This is a genomic window from Sphingomonas oligophenolica, from assembly GCF_006438955.1.
Classification (GTDB): domain Bacteria; phylum Pseudomonadota; class Alphaproteobacteria; order Sphingomonadales; family Sphingomonadaceae; genus Sphingomonas; species Sphingomonas oligophenolica_A.
Map to the genome: position 1 here is coordinate 23469 of NZ_RCZK01000003.1, position 15775 is coordinate 39243.

Below are 15775 nucleotides of genomic sequence, written 5' to 3' on the forward strand. Positions count from 1 at the left end.
CATCTTCCAGCGGCTTGAGACCCCAGCCTTCGCTGGGGTGACGAAGCGGGACGGAGCGCCTAACTGTCCACCGTGCCAAAGAAACCAACACCCGGCTTGCCGACCCACGAGCAGATCCTCGGCTTCATCGCGCAGTCCGCGACCCCCGCGGGCAAGCGCGAGATCGCCAAGGCGTTCGGCCTTTCCGCGCAGGAGAAGATCGGGCTGAAATCGTTGCTCAAGGACATGGCCGACGAGGGGCTGATCGACAGCGCGCCCGGCCGCGCGTTCCACAAGATGGGCGGGCTGCCCAAGGTCACGGTGCTGCGCGTGGTCGATGTCGACGATGGCGGCAATGTGTGGGCGGTGCCCGATCGCTGGGAAGCGGAAACCCCCGCGCCGCGGCTACGCATCCGCGAACGCAAGCGCGGCGCGCTCGGCGTCGGCGAACGTGTCCTCGCGCGCACCGAGGAAGCGGGGAACGGCTGGATCGCGCACCCGATGAAATTGCTCGAAAAGGCCGCCGACCAGCTGCTCGGCGTGCTGCGCGAGGAGGGTGGGCGGTTCTGGCTGACCGGAGTCGACAAGAAGGAACGCCGCGAATTCGCGGTCAGCGACGCGGGCGGTGCCGAAGCCGGCGACCTCGTCCTCGCCGAACGCGCGGGCCGCCCGCCGCGGATCACCGCGCGCGTCGTCGAGAAACTCGGCGATCCGTTCGCGCCGCGCAGCTTCTCGCTGATCGCGATCCACAAACTCGGCATCCCCGATGTCTTTGCGCCCGAGACGATCGAGGAAGCCGAACGCGTTGCGCGCCAGCCGCTCGGCGACGATCGTGAGGATCTCACCCATCTCCCGATCGTCGCGATCGACCCCGCCGACGCGCGCGATCACGACGATGCGGTGTGGGCGGCGCCCGACGACGATCCCGCCAACCCCGGCGGCTGGCAGGCGATCGTCGCGATCGCGGATGTCAGCTTCTACGTCCGCCCCGGCTCTCCGCTCGACAAGGACGCGCGGCGGCGCGGCAATTCGGTCTATTTCCCCGATCGCGTCGTGCCGATGCTCCCCGAAATCCTGTCGGCGAACGTGTGTTCGCTGAAACAGGGCGAGGATCGCGCCGCGCTCGCGTGTCACCTCACCATCGACAAGGGCGGCGCGCTCACCGCGTGGCGCTTCACCCGCGCGGTCGTCCGCATCGCCGCGAACATTGCGTACGAAGATGCGCAGGCGACCTTCGACGCAGGGCAGGGGGTGATGATCGACGCGCTCAAACCCCTCTGGGCCTGCTGGCGCGCACTCGCGAAGGCACGCGATGCCCGCGCGCCGCTCGACCTCGACCTGCCCGAACGCCGCGTCGTGCTCGACGAGAAGGGCCGGATCATGTCGGTCGCGCCGCGCGAACGGCTCGATTCGATGCGGCTGATCGAGGATTACATGATCGCTGCCAACGTCGCCGCGGCCAAGGCGCTCGAAGCGAAGAAGGCGCCGGTGATGTACCGCGTCCACGAACCGCCAAGCCGCGAAAAGCTGGTCGCGATGAAGGACTATCTCGAAACCTTCGACGTGCCTTTCGCGCTCGGCCAGGTGATTCGCCCCGCGACCTTCAATCACATCCTCGATCGCGTCGGGGACGCCGATTTCCGCCCGCAGATCATGGAACAGATCCTCCGTACCCAGACCCAGGCCTATTACGCCCCAGCCAACCACGGCCATTTCGGGCTGGCGCTGGGGAGCTACGGTCATTTCACCTCGCCGATCCGGCGCTATGCCGACCTGATCGTCCACCGCTCGCTGGTGTCGGCGTACAAGCTGGGGCCGGGCGGGCTCACCGCCGGCGAGGCCGCGGCGATGGAGGCGATCGGCACCGGGATCAGCGCGCTCGAACGCCGCGCGATGGAGGCCGAACGCGACACCGTCGACCGCTATGTCGCCGCCTATCTGTCCGAACGCGTCGGCGAGGTGCTCGATGCGCGGATCACCGGGGTCACCAATTTCGGTTTCTTCGCGACGATCGAGGGGATCGGCGGCGACGGATTGATGCCGGTCCGCGACATCGGCGGCGATTACTACAAGTTCGACGAGGCGGCGCGGACGCTGACCGGCGAGCACAATGGCGAGACCTTCGCGATGGGGCAGGTGCTCCAGCTCAAGCTCGCCGAAGCGAACCCGGTGTCGGGCGCGCTGCGCTTCGAAATGCCCGAGGGCAAGGGCGCGGCCCCGGCTGGCGGCACGCGGACGAACCGGGTCGTGAAACGGCGCGGGCGGCCCGCGAACATCCGGCATCAGGGCAAGCGGCGATGACCATCTTGCCGCGATCGGTGCCGCATGCCAGCATGAGCTGAAACCAGGCGGAGGAACGGGAGATGGCGACGGCGGCGGCAGCGATCATGGCCAGGGCGCGACGCGAGGTCGTGTCGCACTTCATGGCCAACAACGCGGTATCCGCGGCCAACGCGGTGGCGTTCGAGCCGAACCGCCGAGTGAAGCGTCGCCAGTTCGAGCGGATGCGCGATGCCGGGGTGATTCACGCGACGGGGATGGATCGTTACTGGCTCGACGTGCCGCGCTACGACGAATGGCAGCGCAGCCGACGGCGCCGCGCGGGCTTGGCGGTGGGTGCCGCGGCGCTGATCGGCGCGACGATCGCACTGCTCGCGGGCTAACCGCGGCCGGTCACCCCGCCGTAAACGTCAGCCCGGCGTGGGCCTTGAGCCGGGTGCGCAGTTCCGGCCCCATCAGCGCGCCCGGCGTCCAAATGCCGCCGTCGCCCGCGACATCCTCGACCAGGCACAGCGCGCTTTCGGCGATCATCTTGCTGGTCGAGCCATAGCCGGGATCGCGATCGCCGGTGACGACCGCGTCGATCCGCGTGCCGTCGGGCATCAGCCCCGCGAACAGGATGTCGTAATGGCCGGCGTCGCGGTCCGCCTTGCTGGGGCCTTCGCCGGGCTTGGGGCCGCCTTCGCTGCCGAACGGATTATACTTGGCGATCGCGTCCGCCGCGGCCTTGCCGATCTCGCCCAATCCAGGCGCGACCATCATCTCGTCATAGACGAAGTCGTCGCCATAGCGATTGCCGAGCAGAAAGTTGGTGCGGTGGACGTTCTTGGTGTTGATCGGCGCCATCACGAACGGCGCGACCCAGGCACCGATCGTCGAATCATATTCGGGGATCAGCCCGGTCGGCTGGTGCGCCCCCTTGAACCCCGGGGTGAGCGCGAACGAACTCGTCAGCAGCTTCACCAGGCTGGGATCGCGCGCCGCGGCGGCGAGCGTCGCCTTCAGGCTCGCGGCGGTGCCCCCTGAGAACCCGCCCTGCATCTGGCGGACCCGGCCTTTTACGCGCGGCGCGGGACGCCCGAACTTCGCCAGCGCGCATTCCTGTAGCGTCAGCACGCCAAGATCGAACGGGATCGAATCGAACCCGCACGAAAACACGATCCGCGCGCCCGTCCGCTTGGCCTCGTCGTGATGCGCGTCGATCATGTGGCGCATCCACGCGGGCTCGCCGCACAGGTCGACATAGCCGGTGCCGCTCGCGGCGCAGGCGGCGACGAGCGCGGTGCCGTAGAGCTGGTACGGACCGACGGTGGTGAGGACGACCCGCGTGCGCGCGCACATCGTGGCGAGCGTCGCGGGGTCGTCGGCATCAGCGACCACCAGCGGGGTATCGGCGGGTGCGCCGATCAGGTCGCGCACCTCCTCCAGCTTGGTGAGGCTGCGCCCCGCCATCGCCCAGCGGGGCGTGCGCTTGCCGACCAGATATTCGGCGACGAGCCGCCCGGTGAAGCCGGTCGCGCCATAGACGATGACGTCGAAATCGCGGGTCTGGTCCTGGGGCATGCTCGAGTCTCCTTTCGAGGGCGTCGCGGTCAGGCGGCTTCGCTGAATTGCAGGCTGGCGAGGTGCGCGTAAAGCCCGCTGCGCGCGATCAGCATCGCGTGGCTACCCTCTTCGACGATCCGGCCCTCGTCCATCACCACGATCCGCCCCGCGGCGCGCACGGTGGCGAGGCGGTGCGCGATGACCAGCGTGGTGCGCGTTTCCATCAACCGTTCGAGCGCCTCCTGGACGAGGCGTTCGCTCTCGGCGTCGAGCGCACTGGTCGCCTCGTCGAGCAGCAGGATCGGCGAATCGCGCAGCAACGCGCGCGCGATCGCGACCCGCTGGCGCTGGCCCCCCGACAGCCGCGCGCCGCCCTCGCCCAGAAAGGTGTCGAGCCCCTCGGGCAGGCGGGTGAGGAAATCGGCGGCGTTCGCGGCTTCTGCTGCGGCCCACAGCGCGTCGTCGGTCGCGGTCCAGTCGCCGTAGCGCAGATTATCGCGCGCGCTGGCGCCGAAGATCACCGTCTCCTGCGGCACCATCGCGATCTGTGCGCGGATCGCGGCGGGATCGGCCTCGCGCAGGTCGACGCCGTCGAGCGTCACCCGGCCCGCGGCGGGATCGTAGAACCGCTCGGCGAGCTGGAACAACGTCGTCTTGCCCGCGCCCGACGGCCCGACCACCGCGACGGTCTCCCCCGGTGCGACGTGCAATGAGAAATCGCGGAGCGCGGCGACGTCGGGCCGGGTCGGGTAATGGAACCGGACATGATCGAACGCGAGCGCGCCGCGGACCGGTACGGGCAGCGGCACCGGCGTCGCCGGGCGCGTGATCTCGGGGCGCTCGCGGAGCAGTTCGGATAACCGACCCGCCGCGCCCGCGCCGCGGAGCAGATCGCCATACACTTCGGTCAGCGCGCCGAACGCCCCCGCGACGATCCCGCCGGTGAAGACGAAGGCGAACATCGCGCCCCCGGTGATCCGCCCCGCGGCGACGTCGCTCGCGCCCTCCCACATCACCAGCGTGATCGACCCGAAGATCAGCGCGATCATGATCGCGGTCAGGATCGCGCGCACCGTGATCCGGCGCTTGGCCGCGGCGAAGGTCGCCTCGACCGCGCTGGCGAAGCGCCCCGCCTCGCGATCCTCCTGGTTGAACGCCTGGACGATCTTCATCGCGCCGAGCGTTTCGGTGACGAGGCTGCCGACATCGGCGATTCGATCCTGCGACGCGCGCGACAGGTTGCGAATACGGCGGCCCAGCACCGCGATCGGCAGGATGATCAGCGGGATCCCGACCAGCAACAGCCCGGCGAGTTTGGGCGATAGCGTGAACAGATAGATCAGCCCGCCGATCCCGGTGAAGCAATTGCGCAACGCCACCGACACGGTCGTGCCGACGACGGTCTCGATCAGCGTCGTGTCGGAGGTCAGCCGCGAGGCGATCTCCGACGGGCGGTTTTCCTCGAAGAACCGCGGGGTGAGGCTGAGCAGGTGGCGCTGAACCTTGAGGCGGATGTCGGCGACGACGCGCTCGCCCAGCCACGACACGAAGTAGAAGCGGATTGCGGTCGCGATCGCGAGCACCACGACGATCATCAGCAAATAGTGGAACGACGCATTGACGTCGGCGCGGGAGCCCGCGGCGAAACCGCGGTCGATCACGCGCTTGAACCCGGCGGGGATCGCGATCGTCGCCGCCGATGTGGTCATCAGCGCCAGCAGCGCGATTACCAGATGGCGGGGGTATGCCAGCACCCGTTCCCAGACCAGGGTGAGATCGCCCAGGCTGCGGCGGGAACTGGGTTTCGCTGGTGTGGGGTCGGTCATCGCGCGGGTGTCTATCAGTCGCGGCAATCACCCTCAACGGCGAAGCTGTCTCGGGCGGGATGCTGCATTGCACCATCAATGCTTTGCGATAGCGCGCTTTTGGAGTAGCACGGCGGACCCCATGTCGGGGACATGGGATACCCAATGCTCTATAACGCGTATGAAATGCAGCGCTCGATGCTGGCGGGGGCCAGCGCCATGGCCGGTTTCGGCGCGGATTTCTTCACCAACCCGGTAAACCCGATTTCCTATATGGGCGGCAGCGCGCTGATCGGATCGGCGCTCGACGTGTTCGCGCATGCCGCAGCGCCCCGTGGCAAACCCGCCTTCGGCCTCGACCGCACGACGGTCGACGGGCGCGAGGTCGTGGTGACCGAAGAGATCGTGCTGCAGAAGCCGTTCGGGCAGCTCAAGCGGTTTCGCCGCGAGGGCGTCGAGGGTGGGCCCAAGCTGCTGATCGTCGCGCCGATGTCGGGCCATTATGCGACGCTGCTGCGTGGCACGGTCGAACGGATGCTGCCCTCGGCGGACGTCTACGTCACCGACTGGCGCGATGCGAAGCTCGTCCCGCTGAGCGAAGGGACATTCGACCTCGACGATTATGTCGATTACCTGATCGAATTCATGGAAGCGATCGGCCCCAACAAAGGCGCGGGCGGGAGCCACATGCTCGCGGTCTGCCAGCCGTCGGTGCCGTGCTACGCCGCGGTCGCGCTGATGAGCGGCGACAAGAACCCTGCGCTGCCGAAGACGCTGACGATGATGGGCGGCCCGGTCGATACGCGGAAAGCGCCGACCGCAGTCAACATGCTGGCGACCGAACGCCCGTTCAGCTGGTTCGAACAGAATGTCATCGCGACGGTGCCGATCGGTTATCCCGGCGTGGGGCGGAAGGTGTATCCGGGGTTCCTGCAGCTCGCCGGGTTCTTGTCGATGAACCTGGGGAACCACATGCAGAGCCACTGGGAGATGTTCAAGCATCTGGTCGAGGGCGACGACGAGAGCGCGGACGCGACCAAGGATTTCTACGAGGAATATCGCTCGGTCTGCGACATGACCGCCGAATTCTATCTCCAGACGATCGATGTCGTGTTCCAGGATCATGCGCTGCCGAAGGGCACGATGACGCACCTCGGTCGGCGGGTCGATCCGGCGGCGATCACCGATGTCGCGATCCTCGCGATCGAGGGTGAGCGCGACGATATTTCGGGGCTCGGCCAGACCAAGGCGGCGCTCGACATCGCGACCAAGCTCGGCGCGGACAAAAAGAAGTATCTCGTCGCCATGGGCGCGGGCCATTACGGCATCTTCAACGGATCGAAATGGCGCGACCAGATCGCGCCCGTCGTCGAGGACTGGATCGCCGCGCACGGGTAATTCGTGAGGCGTGACGCCCCGTAGGTCACCCAGCGTAGCTGGTCGCGCGATGGCATTTTTGCTGTACCATGGCGACAGTCCGATGCGCGCGATCATGCGTACCGATGTGGCGAAACCATCAAACTGAATCGCCTTTCGCCTGGCTTGAGCGACCTGTTGTCGATCCGGTCGCCAATCGCGTGCGCTCTCCGCGCCCGGGTATTCCGCCCTCTCATGGCGCCCCTGTCGACGACGGTGATCGCGTCGGGGTCGCGACGTGGGGTCGCTCAGCGGTCGTTATGGACGGGACGATTTTTGCAACAGTTCGAGGCCGTTTTGGGTCTCTTTTGCCGAAACCAGCTGGATCAACCCGGACGGTTGCCAGCGATCGCGATGAAATTGTGCTTTGAAACCAGCCGCTTGCTGGACGTCCCCGGACGAATCCGGGGAGAACAAATGGTGCCAGAAGAGGACTCGATACTGGTAGCTATATATCTGATAGATACAGTCATTATGAAATCTGATGATTTCAGGCCCCCATTTAGGCCCCCAATCCATAAGTTAGACCGGCCGGTCCGGCTCTGCGCCTCAAAATGGGTTATGCGCCTGTTCTGTTCGCGATCCCGAAAGCCGCCAATCGACTATTTGGCGCTCCCTTCATAGGTATTCAGTTCGAAATCGGTCGGCCGCGACGCGGGTTGCGAGAGCCAAGCGTCCTGTCCTCGGCGCTGGCGAGGGCGGCAAAGTCAATGACAAGTGTAAGCGGGACCCCATCCAACCAGATCTTGGCGTCGCCAAGGAGATCCACCAGCCCGGCCTGCTCCGCCGCATATTCGTCCAGGGGGCCGGCCGGGAGCGCCACCTTCATCACACTGGAGCCGGCGACTTCCGCGTCAACCACGAAGCGATCGAACAACTCGCCGAACACGGCGCGCGCGAGGACCAGATAACGGATGAGCGGCATGACCGTATCCCGAATTTCCTCGTCGGAGACCGGCTTCGCCTCGACAGGCACGGTCACGAAGCACGTCTTGTGCTCGGTGTTGAATGCGACACTGGTGCAGGGGATGTCGCGCTCGGCGCATTGCAGGAACAAGATCTTGCCCAGCAGGTCGAGACGCTCCGCCTGAGGGATAGTCTCGATCGTCTGGAGTTGCTTCAGCTTGCCGCCGAGCGACGCGCCCAGCGCCAGCCGCTGCTCGCGATTGAGCACATGATAGACGAACCGATCCGTGACTTCGCGCTCGCTCGCCAGGTCGACGCTGTCGATCCCGAAGATCTCGATGGCGGCATCGATCGACATCACCAGCTCGATCAGGGCGATGACGTGGCTGTGCAGGTCATCGTGACTCCACCGCCGTGATTCCACGATCGGTGTCGGTCCGCGCTTGATATTGCGGAACAGGATCGAACCGGGCTCGTAAAGCACGCCGTCGCTGCCGGCATGAGACAGCGCATTGCGGACGATCGGGTCATAGCCTTCGAGCAAATTCGCCGGTCCGCCCGATTGCCGGATCCGCGATTCCACGACCTCGGCCTTGCTGCGCTCCTGGGCGCCGAGATTGCTGGTCTCGATATCGACGAACGTGCCCTCGGTGAAGGCGTAGGTCGCGATGAGCAGCGTCATGTAAGGGTCGAACACATCCGACACCAGTGGCCGGTACACCTTGGTTGCGATGTGCGCGGCATCTTCCGCCGAATACGCTTCGATCTCGTTGGTTCGCGCAATGTCGTCGATGATGCGCATCACCTGGTCGTGCAGCCGCCGCTTGATGCCGATCCAGGGGAAGAAGACCTTCGTCAGATAGGCTGCGCGCTCCTGCTCGCAGGCCTGGTGCATGATCAGCAGCAGATATTCGACCGTCGCGAGCCGGCGTGGCGGATCGTAGGAGAAGGCGACTTTCCGCCACAGCGCTTTCTGCGTTTCCTGGTCGAGTCCCGTCTCGTCGCGCACCAGCAAGAGGCTGTCCGGGTGCAGGCGCTCTAGGATCGAAAGGATTTCGTTCGGCGTAATCGTGATCGGGTATTGCATCGGTTGGAACTCGCTTCGCCGCCGGAAATGAGCTTGGCCCCGACAAAGCGCAAGGAAAACGAAGTGCACCACCGGCAACCGCGGAGAAGACGCCCGGCCGCAGAGCGCCGCGTTATGCCTCGCCCGCCAGATGCAGCAGCATATTGTCGATCGCAAAGGCGCCGGGACGGGTTGCATGGCGGGTATAGTCAGCCGTCAGACGCTCGAACATCGTGAGGTCGCTGGTCGGAAAGACATAGGTCTCCAGCAGCGTCGCCTGGCCGAAAGTCACGCGCAGGCTGGTGTCGCCACGCTTGATCGACCGTAGCAGCAGCCGGATCAACGTCCCGAATGCCCAGTCGCCAACCGACAGGAGCGCGAAGGAAATCGCATGATCAAACGTCGGAAAGTCGGCGTCGCGGGCGACGTTAGCGTTGAGCGTCGTTTCGGTGGAGGCGACCACGCTGTGAAGATTGTCGAGCCACTCGACCTTGAGTACTTGGTCGATCGAGATCAGCGGCACGACCGTCTTCGCGCCTTCCGCGATCCGCGCGAGCGTCCCGAGCGGACCGGCCAGGCGGCGCCATCCCGGTGCATCCCGAAACGCATCCATGCTGCCCATTCCGCCGAACAGCCGGTCATCGCCAACGGTGACCATGACGTCGATCTCGCCCATGCCGCCCCAGCCTATGAACTTGGCCAGCTTCTCGAGCTCGGTGGGCGGGCGTAGCGTGGCGGTGTCGAACTGCGACTGGAATTTGGCGGCGCTTCCCGTCCAGATCAGGTCGAAGATCGCGGTGCGGACACGGTACTTCATCTGATCCTCGGCCAGGCCGGGGATGACCGGGACGAGCAGCTCGCCCTCGAGTGTAAAACTGTCGCCATCGGGCCCGCGCACACGCACGTCGCAGATCGCGGCAGGGTTGGCGTGCATGCGGGCAAAGATCGGCGGGCCGTCGGGAATCGGAAATGGAAGCTCGACATCGAATCGGCGGTGGTTGATCGCGAATTTCCGCATCTCGATCGATGGCGTGAGGCCGAGTTGGTGATCGACGAGCTCTTCGATCGAGGCATTGGGGGCGAAGGTAATCGACCCCGTTATCTCCTTCGCGTCGAAGCCAAGGCTTTCCCGGAGCAGTGCCTTGGTGACGGTATAGTCCCGGCCGAATTGACGCACAGTGGCTTTCATCCAGCCGATCAGGGCAGCGCCATCGTGCGCGTCGGCCTCGCGCATCGTGAAGCTGATTTCATATTTGTGGAGCTCCTCCTCGCTGACGCCGTCGCGGTGCAGCTCGCGGACCCGCCTGAGCGTCCGCGTCATCAGCACATCCCACCAATGGACCGCGTGGAATTGTACGGGCTCGCCGGCTGGAGCGCTCACGATCACGACGAAGCAGGGATTGTTGTACCGAGTGAAGGCTAGCGCATTGCTCAGCTTCATCGTAGCCTTGAGATTGCCGTAGCGCAGCCGCGTTTTGGTCTGGACGAAGCAGGCCGGGAGCGCCGTAGCGAGGTCGGCGGGCAGTCCGCGCAGCGGCCGGTGGTCGAATTCGACGACATGGTCCCAGCCATGTTCGTCTTCTTCGCTCGCGTTGCACGTCGCACCCGGCTCATAGACCGAGACGAGCGCCGCAAAAATCCTTTCCCCCAATTTTCCGACCTTTCGTGCCATCGGTCTCATATAGGGCGCGATCCATCGGTACGCGAACTTGCAGAAGCTTACGCTACGGACTAATTGATCTCAGTGCCCCAATCAGGGCGACGGAATTGGTGTTACTCTAATTCGGGCCTGAGCCGTTCGCGGTGGAAGCCCACTGGCCCGAGGGTTCTTCCCTAGGGCCATGTTGTCGAGGGCCATTCGAGCCCATGGAAACCGGGTAGCCCTTGCCATCGAGCCGGGGGACTTTGGGGACCGTGCAGTTGGCACGCCAACTGATCGGTGGAAAATGAAGGTAACGCATGCGTGTATCGGGCGGGCAGCAATGTCCGCCCCTTACTTTTTCTAGCCCTGGGTTCCCGTCACAACGTCGCTGGGGAACACATTGACATGGTCCCCGCTGAACGGGACCCGCTCCTTGGTCACGCAATCGAACAGCTCGCCGTTGAACGGTACGTTCTTTTCGCGCTGGGCGTCGTGCTGGAAGCCGTCGGGCACGAGCGGCGTACCGAACCGGTAGCGGGACTCGAGCGCGCGCTGCAGCAACGCCGCGTCGATGGGGGCATCGGCCGGGATCTCGTGAACGCCGCCATCCTGCCCGTGATTGGCCTTGGCGAAGACGATGTCACGGGCGTCGATTGCGAACTTTTTCCGGGTCCCGCCCATCCGATTGTAGAAGTTGCTCAGCCGCTCGTAGGCGAACCGTTCGACGCGAACGCCCGCCTCGATGGCGGCAACCTCCAGATGGCCGTTCATGAAGCCGCGGAACCGCTCGACGAGGCGGTGCTCCGCATCGAGATGGAAGTTGCGGCCCGGCAACAGCAAGGCATCGTCCGACCGGTGCGCCTCGAGCCGCAGACGAAGCGCTTCCGCGGAATCAGCCTCGGCTTGCGCGATCGCGCGCCTGACCAGGAGGTTCACGATCTCGATATCGTGCCGCCAGTGACGGCCCTTGGGCCAATCCCAATCGGGATGGCTGAGCGGCATCGGCAGCACCGCGTGCCCGAAGACATCCCAAAGCCGCTCGAACCCGGCCACATCGACATAGGCGACCGCGATCCTGCTCGGCGTCGGAATCCCTTCGTCATCCCGCTTTCCCGCCATCGCGAATTCGCAGGCGAGCCGGCCAAGCTCGACGATCGCCTTCGAATCGCCGTAGAATCCGGCATCCTGATTGGGGAAGGCAGCAGCGACCGCACGCCAGCGCGTGTCGCGATCGTTGTTGATCGTCGCCGCGGCGGGCTCGGCGGTGACCTTGGGCAGGCCGGCTATCACCAGCAGCGGCGAGGGACCTGGCGGCCCTCGCTTCTCGGGCCGCGATGCCTCGGCCACGCCTTGCTTCCAGTTACCCGCCATCGGTCAGGAATGCTTGAGCAGGATCTGGGCGATGTCTGCGGGGATGATCAGGCGGGGAATGATATCGGCGGGCTGGGCCGCGATCAGGCGGGCGAGCGCTGTTGTCGCCTCGCCTTGCTGGAAGGTGTTGGGTTCGATGCCCGTGGCTTCCGCCCAGCTGATCAAATTGCGCCAAAGGGCCTCGCGCTCGGTGACCGAGGCTGTACGCAGCGTCAGTCCCGGCCGCCGATACTCTTCGCCGATGATCCGCTGGGTCGGACGGATCAGCTCGGGGGTCGTGACCTTGGTGAACCGGAAGGGGCGGACGGTGTCGATCGCGACCTGTTCGCCGGCTTCGGTCCGCACGCAGAAGGCGAGCTTCACCGCAGCTGGCAGGCAGTCGAACAGGTTGGCGTCGCGTCGTTGACTAGCGGTGTCGGTCTGGATCTGCTGCTGCAGCGTCGTGGCGATCGAGGCCGGCGCCACTGCTTCGCGTCCGCTGGTCGCATCGACGACCCGGATATTGTCCTCGCCCGCCGCGCGCACCGCCGCCATTAGCGATCCGAACTCCGCCTTCAGGTCGGCAAGCAGCGGCTTGTTTCTTTGCCCGAAGCTCGACAACAACAGCGGCGTTGGATTGGGGGCATCGTAGTGGGCTCCAACCGCCGCAATCAGCCTTTCCAGTGCGGTGTCGGCCACCCGATAGATCCTCTCAAAGTCTCAGCTACGGACCCAGCCTAGGTCACGCCTTGGATAGTGTCCATGCGGGTGGCGTCCGCGCCATTGCTACCATCCGGCATCAAATAGACTTGTGTTGCGCCGTGGCGTGATTGAGATGGGATATGGCCGAGATCGACCCGCGACTGAACGCAATCATCGGGACGGCACTGGGTTCGCCGCTCGCGCCCCTGGTCGTACGCGCCTTGGCCCGGATCGAGGCGCTGGACACGCAGCCGCGAAGGATCGACGAGGATCACGACCCGTTCGCGCCCGTCGAAGAAGAGGTGCCCGAGGATCGCGCGCTTCGCCAGCTCGGGCTGCTGGATTTTGTGGTCGCGCGAGAGCTAAAGCTCGAACTCGAATTGATGGATCGCAACGGTGAGCTGATCGCGGAACTCGGCAATGCCATCGCCGAGTTCCGGACGGGCGCTGCCATGTCAGTGGTCGTGTTAGATCCAGCAGACGCCGATGGGCGCGAGAGACGCGCTCCGGAAGACTTGCTGTCCGGCGAGCGCCGGCGTGCGATCGAGGAGACACTCGAGGCATGGAGGGATGCGGTCGAGAATCTCGGCAGTGCGATCCGCGGCACGGAGGCCTGATCGTGCCGATCGTGAATCTTCTCGGGAAGCTGCAGGCCGCCGCGACGGCGCTTGGTATTGTGGCGCCCAGCATCGGCGCCTCCAAGGGCAAGGCCTATGAGGTCTGGATCATGCTCGAGATCGCGGCGCGGCTGAAGCGACGCGGCGTCAAAGTCTATCCGCTGAATCAGAACAACCAGATGGAGACAAACCTCCGCGTGAATGGGGCTCCCGCGAACATGCCGGGCGTCGATCCGAGCGGGTCCGGCGCTTGCCACTTCTTGTTCGTGAGAGATGCAAATTTTGTCGAACTCCATCTCGGCTTGAACCATCTCGGACTCAGCGGTGCCACGCACGAAATCGACTTGTCGGTCCTGCCGGCGGCGCAGGGATGGGAACTGAGGCAGAAGGGAGGAGGGCCGTTCGACGGTCACGTCCGTGTCGGCCTCGAGCTCAAGGCGCACAGCGACCAGTACAAGCTCGACCATAGCATTCCCCGAGCGTTACTCGGGGTCGCCATGGACCTCGATCCAAGCTGGCCGATCCAGGGCTGGACATTTCACACATCAGGCGGCGGCAGCGGCCACCGAATGGATCGCACGTCGAAAATGAGATTGGCGGTCATGACGACGACGCAACTTTTCGACAGCTCGCGCCAGTATCTCGAACACCACGGCGCGGGTGCGCACGCCGATGTCACGCCAGGCGGCAACACGGCTGCCATCGACGCCGTTGTCGTTTGGATCGACGACCTTTTGGCCTGATTTGAGCAACTGCCTTCGGGAGAGGAGAATGGCGGCATGAATGACCAAGATCGGTCTTCGCGGCATGCAAGGCAGTGCAACGAACAGTCGATTCTCGTCTTAAGTCGCCTGAAAGCAGCCGGTCCGCAATCGGCCCAGCTGCGGACGTTTCGTCCGCTATTCAAGCCAACAAAAGTCCACAATTCGTGCGCGATAAAGCTTAATAGAAGGCGAATATTAACCTCATCGCGCTAGATTTTATGGTAATATTTTTGTGTTTTGGAGCCTGTTATTGATGTATAAGGATCGGGACTTTGATGGTAGCGTCGACGCTCTGCTAGCACGCGCTATTGCCAACGACCGAGATGCCGCGGAACTAATCTGGAGCGATATCGCGCAGGGCGGAACTGCATTCGTAAATGACCATCGGTGGATCCGGCACGTAGCCAGAAAAATTGCCCGGATGCTTATTGACGATAATCCGGAGAGCAAGGCGCGCGCGCAGCTCGCTCTTCAAGCGCTCGGGATGGTTGGCCGGTCGAGCCGCGACGAAGACCTGTATCGTGAGCTTGTCGCGTCTCGAACGTTTCGGAATTGGGATGCGCCTGTTGTTGATGATCAGGACGAGCCAGCTCCGATGAGCCGAACTGCGATCGCTCGGGATTTTATAAGAGCGAAGCTTATTCCACCGACGTTGAATGTTCGAGCGGCCGCCAAACGCCTCGATCGGATTGCGGGAAAGTTTGACCGGACAGACAAATAGGGTGTCCCGCAAAGTCCGGTCGTATCGGGACATTGGCTAGACCTATCCCTCCGTCGTGATGAACGGAGACATTCAAATGAACGCGAACAAGTCCTTACCAGAGACGGGGTATGTCCGTCTCGCGACCATCATCGGCGATCGCAGGTCGGGTCAACAGGGGCTCATCCCGGTAGGTGCTACCACATGGTGGAACGGCGTGAAGTCGGGTCGCTTCCCACCGCCGGTTAAACTCGGGCCTCGGATTACCGCTTGGCGGGTCGAAGACATCCGACGGTTGTTGCAGGAGATTTCAGGTGTCGCGTAGCAGAGCGGAGGGGGAGCGTTATGGCGCGTCGGTAGCCGAGTGGGAGCATTTCTCGAAGCGTTATCGCGACCGCCTTCAAACCGTGGTGTCAAATCCTACCGCTCGCATCAGTCCGAAATCATCGCTCCGAACGCTGGGGAAGGTTCCCAGCCGATACAATCGAGATCGAGAGGTGATCGGCATTCCTGATTGGCCGCGACGAAGCCTTACCGATCGCGAGCTACGAACCGCCAGTACTGAGCCCGATTACGGGATTTCCGTAAGACTGGGCCAAGGGCTCGCAGCGTTTGACGTTGATGTAGAGGACGAAGATCTTGCGAACCTTTTCGAGAACACTGCCTACAAAAAGGGGTTTCGCGGACTCTGTGTCCGATACCGGAAAAACAGCCCAAGGCGGCTCATCCTTTTTAGGATCGCTGACAGCCTTGGGAAAAGCGTGCTCCGATCTAACATCGACGGTGCAGGCTGCGTCGAAATCCTTGGAGATGGGCAACAGTTCGTTGCAGCCGGCGCTCACCCGTCGGGCGCCCGATACGCTTGGCGAGAAATTCGAGCGTGGTAGCTTGCCTGATTTCCCCAAGCGCCTTCGGCGCTTAAGGGCTGATGAACTCGAAGATCTATTGGACGAGGTAGGTAAGCGGTGCGGCTTTGCATCGCCCCACACCAGCGCCCCAAAAG

At 64.3% G+C, this 15775-nt stretch carries 13 protein-coding genes; 6 read left to right on the forward strand and 7 right to left on the reverse strand.

Annotated features, from left to right (window positions below; all coding sequences use genetic code 11):
- Positions 1-72: 72 nt before the first annotated feature.
- Positions 73-2280 (forward strand): ribonuclease R family protein, encoded by a 2208-nt coding sequence (locus tag EAH84_RS04840; RefSeq protein WP_140868585.1) that lies wholly within the window; start codon positions 73-75, stop codon positions 2278-2280.
- Positions 2281-2342: 62 nt separating this feature from the next.
- Positions 2343-2642, forward strand: a complete 300-nt coding sequence (locus tag EAH84_RS04845) for a hypothetical protein (protein WP_140868588.1) — start codon at positions 2343-2345, stop codon at positions 2640-2642.
- 10 nt (positions 2643-2652) lie between these two features.
- Here EAH84_RS04845 and EAH84_RS04850 read toward each other — a convergent pair whose 3' ends face one another.
- On the reverse strand, positions 2653-3822 hold the full coding sequence (locus EAH84_RS04850; protein ID WP_140868591.1) for a saccharopine dehydrogenase family protein: 1170 nt from the start codon (positions 3820-3822) through the stop codon (positions 2653-2655).
- Positions 3823-3851: 29 nt separating this feature from the next.
- Positions 3852-5630 (reverse strand): ABC transporter transmembrane domain-containing protein, encoded by a 1779-nt coding sequence (locus EAH84_RS04855; protein WP_140868594.1) that lies wholly within the window; start codon positions 5628-5630, stop codon positions 3852-3854.
- 144 nt (positions 5631-5774) lie between these two features.
- On the opposite strand from EAH84_RS04855, the gene EAH84_RS04860 reads away from it, so the two are divergent.
- Positions 5775-7007 carry a polyhydroxyalkanoate depolymerase gene (locus EAH84_RS04860; protein ID WP_140868597.1) on the forward strand — a complete coding sequence of 411 codons (1233 nt, stop codon included), beginning with the start codon at positions 5775-5777 and terminating at the stop codon, positions 7005-7007.
- 646 nt (positions 7008-7653) lie between these two features.
- Here the strand turns inward: EAH84_RS04860 and EAH84_RS04865 are convergent.
- The 4 genes from EAH84_RS04865 to EAH84_RS04880 form a co-directional block, all read right to left on the reverse strand.
- Entirely contained in the window at positions 7654-9018 is a 1365-nt protein-coding gene (locus tag EAH84_RS04865) for a hypothetical protein (RefSeq protein ID WP_140868600.1), read from the reverse strand.
- Positions 9019-9130: 112 nt separating this feature from the next.
- A complete protein-coding gene (locus tag EAH84_RS04870; protein WP_140868602.1) occupies positions 9131-10669 on the reverse strand; it encodes a hypothetical protein in 1539 nt (512 codons plus the stop codon).
- Positions 10670-10999: 330 nt separating this feature from the next.
- Positions 11000-11986 carry a hypothetical protein gene (locus EAH84_RS04875; protein ID WP_140868605.1) on the reverse strand — a complete coding sequence of 329 codons (987 nt, stop codon included), beginning with the start codon at positions 11984-11986 and terminating at the stop codon, positions 11000-11002.
- Positions 11987-12013: 27 nt separating this feature from the next.
- Entirely contained in the window at positions 12014-12688 is a 675-nt protein-coding gene (locus tag EAH84_RS04880) for a hypothetical protein (RefSeq protein ID WP_140868608.1), read from the reverse strand.
- A gap of 143 nt (positions 12689-12831) precedes the next feature.
- On the opposite strand from EAH84_RS04880, the gene EAH84_RS04885 reads away from it, so the two are divergent.
- Positions 12832-13308: a hypothetical protein gene (locus EAH84_RS04885; protein ID WP_140868610.1), complete on the forward strand. Its 477-nt coding sequence runs from the start codon at positions 12832-12834 to the stop codon at positions 13306-13308.
- A gap of 2 nt (positions 13309-13310) precedes the next feature.
- Positions 13311-14051 (forward strand): hypothetical protein, encoded by a 741-nt coding sequence (locus tag EAH84_RS04890; RefSeq protein ID WP_140868613.1) that lies wholly within the window; start codon positions 13311-13313, stop codon positions 14049-14051.
- Positions 14052-14406: 355 nt separating this feature from the next.
- Here EAH84_RS04890 and EAH84_RS04895 read toward each other — a convergent pair whose 3' ends face one another.
- Entirely contained in the window at positions 14407-14826 is a 420-nt protein-coding gene (locus EAH84_RS04895) for a hypothetical protein (RefSeq protein ID WP_140868616.1), read from the reverse strand.
- A 443-nt stretch (positions 14827-15269) separates the two neighbouring features.
- On the opposite strand from EAH84_RS04895, the gene EAH84_RS16595 reads away from it, so the two are divergent.
- On the forward strand, positions 15270-15659 hold the full coding sequence (locus EAH84_RS16595) for a bifunctional DNA primase/polymerase (RefSeq protein ID WP_161978334.1): 390 nt from the start codon (positions 15270-15272) through the stop codon (positions 15657-15659).
- The last annotated feature ends 116 nt before the right edge of the window (positions 15660-15775 follow it).

What these genes read in the sequence shown, in the direction of transcription:
- EAH84_RS04845 (WP_140868588.1), top strand. Translation starts at nt 2,343, where the DNA reads ATGGCGACGGCGGCGGCAGCGATCATGGCCAGGGCGCGACGCGAGGTC.
- EAH84_RS04850 (WP_140868591.1), bottom strand. Translation starts at nt 3,822, where the DNA reads ATGCCCCAGGACCAGACCCGCGATTTCGACGTCATCGTCTATGGCGCG.
- EAH84_RS04855 (WP_140868594.1), bottom strand. Translation starts at nt 5,630, where the DNA reads ATGACCGACCCCACACCAGCGAAACCCAGTTCCCGCCGCAGCCTGGGC.
- EAH84_RS04860 (WP_140868597.1), top strand. Translation starts at nt 5,775, where the DNA reads ATGCTCTATAACGCGTATGAAATGCAGCGCTCGATGCTGGCGGGGGCC.
- EAH84_RS04865 (WP_140868600.1), bottom strand. Translation starts at nt 9,018, where the DNA reads ATGCAATACCCGATCACGATTACGCCGAACGAAATCCTTTCGATCCTA.
- EAH84_RS04870 (WP_140868602.1), bottom strand. Translation starts at nt 10,669, where the DNA reads ATGGCACGAAAGGTCGGAAAATTGGGGGAAAGGATTTTTGCGGCGCTC.
- EAH84_RS04885 (WP_140868610.1), top strand. Translation starts at nt 12,832, where the DNA reads ATGGCCGAGATCGACCCGCGACTGAACGCAATCATCGGGACGGCACTG.
- EAH84_RS04895 (WP_140868616.1), bottom strand. Translation starts at nt 14,826, where the DNA reads ATGTCCCGATACGACCGGACTTTGCGGGACACCCTATTTGTCTGTCCG.